The sequence below is a fragment of the Streptomyces palmae genome, assembly GCF_004684805.1.
Taxonomy (GTDB): domain Bacteria; phylum Actinomycetota; class Actinomycetes; order Streptomycetales; family Streptomycetaceae; genus Streptomyces; species Streptomyces palmae.
Window position 1 is genome coordinate 1 of record NZ_SRID01000371.1, and the last position, 6738, is coordinate 6738.

A 6738-nucleotide genomic window follows, 5' to 3' on the forward strand; every position below is an offset into this window, starting at 1 on the left:
TGCCCGGGGCGCGGACGGGGCGGCGCGCTGCGGGCCGCGCCGTGCCTGGCGGCACGTGGCGGTGGCCGATAAGCGTCGCCCAGCAACGGGCGGCCGGGCTTTTCGGGCCCGGCCGCCCCGACGGAGAGGACCTCACCCGCCGCCTCAGCCGCTCCCCCAGGAGCCGCTCTGGCCGGGCGTCCACTTCGGCGGGTCCGCGTCTTCCTCCGTCTCCTTGTAGCCGTAGTTCTCGAACTCGTAGGGCATGCGCCGCACGCCGTCCTGCGGCACCTCCATCGGCCGGCGGCGGTGGGCGTCCTGGTGGGTGGGGCGCGAGTCCTGGTACCCCGGGCCGTGGTCCGGCGCGCTGACCTCGCCCCGCATGTGCTCCTGCTCCGTCTCCCAGGCCCCGGCACGCGGCTGGCGCTTCTGGGAGGGAGGGAGTTCCTTGGCCTTGGCCCGGATGCCCGCCCAGACGGCCACGATCAGGATGGCCACGATCGCGATACCGGCCACCAGCGGCCCGATACCGACCAGGTAGTCCTGGGTCACAGCGAGCGAAACGGATTTTGTACCCATATCCATCCTGTACCCCTTATCCCCCTTTCCTCCCATGATGCATCGGTCCCTACCGCTATGCCAGGGCGCTGGCGCTGTGCCGTCGGGGGGTGCCGGCCCCGTCGCCACGGCGAAGGGGGCGCCGGCCCGGCGCGGTGAGGGCGCCCCCGGCGCACTCACCGCGGGGAGCGATCCACTCGGCCGTCACGGCACGGCCACGGGGTGGCGGGCCCCGTGCGCCGCGGCAACGGTGCCGCCGGCCCCAGACACGGCGACGAAGGTCGCTGGGACATGCACCGTGAGGAGGATCCGCTCGGCCGTCACGGCACCGCCCCGGGATGGCGGGCACCGCGCCGTGACGGAGGGGCGCCGGTGCTGTGCCGTTGCCGGCAGCACGTTCCGCGGGGGTCATGGCGCGGCGAGGAAGGCCCCGTGGGGGTGGGCTCACGGCCAGGAGCGAGCCGCGGGGCGCCGCGCGGCCGAGGGGAGGCCATGGGCCCCCTGCCGCGGCGGCGACCGGAACGTGGCCCGGGGGGCGCTCAGTTGTCCGCGGTGTCCGTGGCGTCCTCCGCGGCGCGGATCGCGTCTCGGTAGGCGCGGGCCGCCGCGCGCAGCGCGGTCTCCGGGTCGACGCCCTCCGCCTCGGCGCGTACCGCCAGCGCCAGCAGCTCGTAGCCGATCCCCTCGCCGTGCGGCAGCGGCACCTCCAGTCCGGCGGTACGGGCCCGGAAGGCGAGCTTGGCGCTCAGCGCCAGGGCGGGCTGCGCCAGCGGTATGCCCTCGGTGATCGAGGTGCGTCCCTTCTCCACCGCCTTGGTGCGCATCCAGTGCGCCCTCACCTCTTCGGGGGTGGCGGCGGCCTCCTCGCCGAAGATGTGCGGGTGGCGGTGGATGAGCTTGTCCACGATCCCGCCCGCCACATCGTCGACGGAGAACGGCTCCTCCGGGTCGTCCTGGGCGATCCGGGCGTGGAAGACCACCTGGAGCAGCACATCGCCGAGCTCCTCGCGCAGCGCCTCCCGGTCCCCCTCCTCGATCGCCTCCACCAGTTCGTACGCCTCCTCCAGGCCGTACTTCGCCAGTTCCTCGTTGGTACGGGTACCGCTCCAGGGACATTCGAGCCGGATCCTGTCCATCACCTGGACGAGATCGAGCAGCCGGGCGCCGGGAAGGTCGTAGGAGCCGGGCAGCAGCTCCAGGTCCGGCATCCGCTCGCGGCCGGAACCGGCCATCCGGGCCAGCCCCTCGGTGAGGGCGGACTCGCCTTCGGCCGAGGTGATCACCACGGCCGTCCGTTCGCCGTCGAGGCAGTAGCCGACCAGCTCGCGGGCCTGGGGTTCGGCGTCTTCGACCTCGATCCCGGCCTCCCCCAGATAGGGCAGCAGCGGGTGGGCGGGGTCGGCGCACAGGACGCGGTCGGCCTCGCGCAGCACCTGCCAGGCGGGCCAGGAGAGCAGACCGGGGGCGACGCGGTGGCTGGTGGTGAGCAGGACCAGACGGCCGGAGCCGCTGTGGGGGGCAGGATTCACCCTTCGAACGTAACGCAGCGGTCGGACATCACCCCCCGGCCGGTGGATCGGGCCCACCACCAGCGGCTCGGTCGCGCGGCCACCGAGCCGGGGCAGCGGCCTGGCGGGCCGGAACCACCCACCGGGTGACAAGCCGCCCGGAAGCCCGCACAGATGCCCATACGGACGCCCGTACGGAACCCGCGAGGAATCCCACTGCACGGGTCTTCCCTATGTCGTGTGGCATGTGAAATTTTACATCTCACATGCCACACATGTGCATGCCAATGGCGGCCCCTGGCGGTCCGCCGATCCCACCCCCCACAGGAGAGCAAAGATGCGCATACCCTCTGCGCGCCGACGCGCGCGCCGGTTGCGGCGGTGTTCCGGGCCGCTCGCGGCGCTGGCCCTGACCCTCACCCTGGGCGGCGGGCTGCTCGCCGCTCCCGGCCAGGCCGCGGCGGCTCCGTCCACCCACTCCCGTCCGGCCGGTACCCCCACGGCGGCCGGAGGGCAGCACCTCCCGAGCACCGACCCGGACGCGCCGCGGGCCCAGCTGGAAGCGGTGGCGACCGATGCCACGCACACCGACCGGCGCGCCCGTACCGCCGCCGACCGTCCGCCGCTGAGCGCCGACCGGACCGCCCAGCGCACGGACTACGACCAGCCGCGGACCGGGAGGAAGTCCATCGCGCACCCACGACCCTCCCTGCAGGGCCGGAAGGCCGGGGTCCGCGCGGCCGACTGCCAGATCAGCGACTTCACCCAGAACACCGGCGACGCCCTGGTACGGAAGATCAAGGAATCCACCACCGACTGCGTCAACAGGCTGTTCCCCCTCACCGGCGGCGACGCGCGCGGGGCGTTCCGCGAGGAGCAGATGGTCACCGTGGCCCAGGCGCTGCGGGCCGGCTCGGCCGACTACCCCGGCGACAACTCCACCGGGATGCCGCAGCTGGTGCTGTTCCTGCGCGCCGGCTACTACGCGCAGTGGTACCACCCGGAGGACGTGGGCCCCTACGGCAGCTCGCTGAAGTCCGCGATCCAGGGCGGTCTGGACGCCTTCTTCGCCGCGCCGCACTCGCACGACGTCACCGACGCCAACGGCGAGACCCTGTCCGAGGCGGTGATCCTGATCGACAGCGCCCAGGAGAACGCCCGCTACCTGTCGATCGTCAAGCGACTGCTGACCGACTACAACGAGAGCTACAACGACTCGTACTGGATGGTCAACGCGGTCAACAGCGTCTTCACCGTGCTCTTCCGCGGCCACCAGGTGCCGGAGTTCGTCACCGCGGTGGAGCAGGACCACAGCGTGCTGAACACCGTCACGACCTTCGCCGCGAACCACATCGACCTGCTCAGCGGCAAGCAGCGGTTCCTCGTCTACAACGCGGGCCGCGAGCTGGGCCGCTTCCTCCAGCACGACAGCCTGCGCGAGACGGTCCGCCCGCTGGCCAAGGACCTGCTGGCCAAGAGCGACATCACCGGGCCCACCGCGCCGCTGTGGGTGGGGGTCGCCGAGATGACCGACGCCTACGACCAGGCGCAGTGCTCGGAGTACGGCACCTGTGACCTCAAGGAGCGGCTGACCGCCGCGGTGCTGCCGGTACGGCACGACTGCGGCAGCGGCATCACCATCAAGGCCCAGGAGATCACCGACGCCCAGCTGACCGAGGCCTGCGACAGCCTGCTCGGACAGAACTCCTTCTTCCACTCCATCGCACGGGACAACGGCCCGGTGCGGGACGACCACAACGAGACCATCGAGGTCACCGCCTTCGACTCCAGCACCGACTACCAGACCTACGCCGGGATCATCTACGGCATCGACACCAACAACGGCGGCATGTACCTGGAGGGTGACCCCGCCAAGGCGGGCAACCAGCCGCGGTTCATCGCCTACGAGGCGGAGTGGCTCAAGCCCGAGTTCGCCATCTGGAACCTCAACCACGAGTACACCCACTACCTCGACGGCCGGTACGACATGTACGGCGACTTCGAGGACGGGATGACCACCCCGACCGTCTGGTGGATCGAGGGCTTCGCCGAGTACGTCTCCTACAAGTACCGCAACGAGGACTACGACGCGGCGATCACCGAGGCCGGCAAGCGCACCTACCGGCTGAGCACGCTGTTCGACACCACCTACTCCAACACCGACCAGACCCGGACCTACCGCTGGGGCTACCTGGCCGTCCGCTTCATGGTGGAGCGGCACCCGGGTGAGGTCGACACCCTGCTCCGCTACTACCGCGCCGGCGACTGGCAGGGGGCACGCGACTTCCTGACCCGGTCCATCGGCGGGGCCTATGACGCCGAGTTCGACCAGTGGTCGATGGACTGCGCGGCGGGCGCCTGCCGCACCGCCTGACCCATCCGCCCACCCAGCGGGACACTCTCCCGACCACTCCGCCGCTCCCCCACCCACGGGGCGGCGGAGTCCTGCTTCCACAACCGTGCGGTGCGATGTGAAATTATACGTGCTATACGGTTTCAGAGAGGCGGGCTCCCGTGGCTGACCTGCGGCAACGCAATCTCATCGTGGTGCAGGAGAGGCTGCGCGACCAGGTGGCGGACATTCTGCGCGCCGCCATCAGCTCCGGCGAACTGCTGCCCGGCACGGTGCACTCCGCCCCCACGCTGGCCGCCGGTCTCGGCGTCTCGGCCACCCCGGTACGCGACGCGATGCTCACCCTGGCCCGCGAGGGCATGGTGGAGCCGGTGCGCAACAAGGGCTTCCGGATCACCGAACTGTCCGACCGCGACCTGGACGATTACCTCCAGCTGCGGGAGTTGATCGAGGTGCCGACCATCGGCCGGGTCACCCGGCTCGCCCCGGAGGCGGACCTGGAGTCGCTGCGCCCGGTGGCCCAGGAGATCGTGGACGCCGCCCGCCGCCACGACCTGACCGGCTATCTCGACGCCGACCGGCGCTTCCACCTGGGGCTCCTGGGCCTGGCGGGCAACACCCACCTGGTCGAGGTGGTCGGCGACCTGCGCAAGCGCTCCCGGCTGCTGGGCCTGGCCGACCAGGACCGCAGCGGCCGGCTGATGTCCTCCGCGGAGGAGCACCTGGAGCTGCTCGACCTGATGCTCGCCGGGGACGCGGCGGGCGCCGAGGACCTGATGCGCCGCCACCTCGGCGACGTCCGCACCCTGCGGGACCCGCACCCCGGGCCGTAGCCCCCGACACGCTCGACCGGGGGCGGCGTCGCGAAGACGGGCTGCCGCGCGGCGGGCGCCGGCCGCCCGGGTCAGGCCGTCTGGCCCTCGGGGGTGGTGCGCAGCCAGGGCTCACTGCCCAGTTTGGTGGTGCCCTGGGCGTCGTCCCAGGTGCCGTAGCGCGGGTTGACCGAGATGTGCAGGGCCTTGGAGGTACGGGCGAAGGTCTGGTTGACCTGCTGCGGGTCCAGCTTGCTCACCAGCTTGCGCCGGGTGAGCTCGATCCGGAACTGCTGGTCGATCTGGTCGGGCGCGATGCCCTGCTGGAGGTAGGCGGCGCGCACCGACTCCGGCCCGCCCTGGCGCCCTTCGGTCAGCTTGCGGAACTGCTGGACCTCGCGCCGGGTGACCCGTACGCCGTTGTCCTGGGCCGCGCGCTCGATCACCCGGTGCTGGATCATCCGGATCAGGGTGTCCTGGCTCAGCCGGCCGGAACCCGCCATCAGCTGCCGGGCCTGCGGCGAGTCGTCCTGCGCCGCGCGCACCTCGCGCACCGTGGCCTGGAGCTGGGAGATGGTGATCCGCTCCCCGCCCACCACCGCCGCCGCGCCGGGACGGGGTTCGCCGCCGCAGGCGGTGATCAGGGGCGCCGCCAGCAGCAGCGCGGAGGCGGCGGAGACGGAGAGCGCGGTGCGGCGACGGATCACAGTGAGCCTCCCGGTTCACAGCGTTGGCGTTGCGATGGACGGGCGGGGATCGATCTCTGGCGTTGATCGATGGTAGGGAGTCAGGGGCGCCGGTAGCTACCGCTGGGACCAACGATTCGCGGGCGGTTGGGTAGCGCGCCTCAGCCGTGCACCTGATTGAGCCAGTGCAGGGTGCGCCGGATCTCCGCGGGCAGCGGGTGGTGGGGTCCGTGCAGCCGCTCCGCGTCGTACAGCAGCCGGGCCAGGGTGTCCTGGGCCCCCGCGCGGTCGCCCAGGGAGAGCAGCAGGTGGCCGATGCGGCGGCGGATCTCCAGCGGCTCCGCCGGTTCGGTGGCGGCGTACTGCTCGAAGTACGGGAGCAGGGTGCGGTACTCCGCCAGCGCGGCGGCGGCCTCGCCCAGCTGCTCCAGGCACTGCGCCGCCTCGTAGCGGAACCGCAGGGCGACGCGGGCGGCGTCCGGGCCCGAGCCGGCGGCGTGCTCCTCGGCCAGTCGGCGCAGTTCCGGCAGCGCGCGGCGGTACTGGCCGTCGTCCATCAGGGTCGCCGCGTACTGCTTGCGCAGCGACCGGACGACCGCGGACTGCTCGCCGTGCCGGGCCGCGGCCAGCGGCAGCACCCCGCCGAGGATGTCCACGGCCTGGGTGATCCGGCCGTGGTCCAGCAGCCGTTTGACCTCGTCCACGGCCTCGGCGAGGTCCGCGGACCGGGCGGCCGGAGAATAGTGCGGCGCGGGTGTCCCCGGAGCACCTCCCAGGGAGCCGCCGCCCGAGACGAAGGCCGGCGGGACGGGGTCGGGGCCCGCGGGCCGGACGCCCGGGAC

The 6738-nt window shown here is 72.4% G+C and carries 5 protein-coding genes and 1 pseudogene; 2 read left to right on the plus strand and 4 right to left on the minus strand.

The window, feature by feature from the left end; genetic code table 11:
• Window positions 1-144: 144 nt before the first annotated feature.
• Window positions 145-594 (minus strand): DUF6479 family protein, encoded by a 450-nt coding sequence (locus E4099_RS26925; RefSeq protein ID WP_342451948.1) that lies wholly within the window; start codon window positions 592-594, stop codon window positions 145-147.
• Between the two features lie 482 nt (window positions 595-1076).
• On the minus strand, window positions 1077-2066 hold the full coding sequence (locus E4099_RS26930) for a nucleoside triphosphate pyrophosphohydrolase (RefSeq protein WP_245245198.1): 990 nt from the start codon (window positions 2064-2066) through the stop codon (window positions 1077-1079).
• A gap of 316 nt (window positions 2067-2382) precedes the next feature.
• Here E4099_RS26930 and E4099_RS26935 point away from each other — a divergent pair, with 316 nt between their 5' ends.
• Entirely contained in the window at window positions 2383-4419 is a 2037-nt protein-coding gene (locus tag E4099_RS26935; protein ID WP_135341728.1) for a collagenase, read from the plus strand.
• Between the two features lie 140 nt (window positions 4420-4559).
• Window positions 4560-5231 (plus strand): GntR family transcriptional regulator, encoded by a 672-nt coding sequence (locus E4099_RS26940; protein ID WP_135341729.1) that lies wholly within the window; start codon window positions 4560-4562, stop codon window positions 5229-5231.
• A 71-nt stretch (window positions 5232-5302) separates the two neighbouring features.
• Here the strand turns inward: E4099_RS26940 and E4099_RS26945 are convergent, their stop codons facing one another.
• Together E4099_RS26945 and E4099_RS26950 are read right to left on the minus strand one after the other, a co-directional pair.
• Window positions 5303-5917 carry a SurA N-terminal domain-containing protein gene (locus E4099_RS26945; protein WP_135341730.1) on the minus strand — a complete coding sequence of 205 codons (615 nt, stop codon included), beginning with the start codon at window positions 5915-5917 and terminating at the stop codon, window positions 5303-5305.
• 140 nt (window positions 5918-6057) lie between these two features.
• Window positions 6058-6738: pseudogene (locus tag E4099_RS26950) on the minus strand (serine/threonine protein kinase); the annotation flags it as partial.

What these genes read in the sequence shown, in the direction of transcription:
- E4099_RS26925 (WP_342451948.1), bottom strand. Translation starts at nt 594, where the DNA reads ATGGGAGGAAAGGGGGATAAGGGGTACAGGATGGATATGGGTACAAAA.
- E4099_RS26935 (WP_135341728.1), top strand. Translation starts at nt 2,383, where the DNA reads ATGCGCATACCCTCTGCGCGCCGACGCGCGCGCCGGTTGCGGCGGTGT.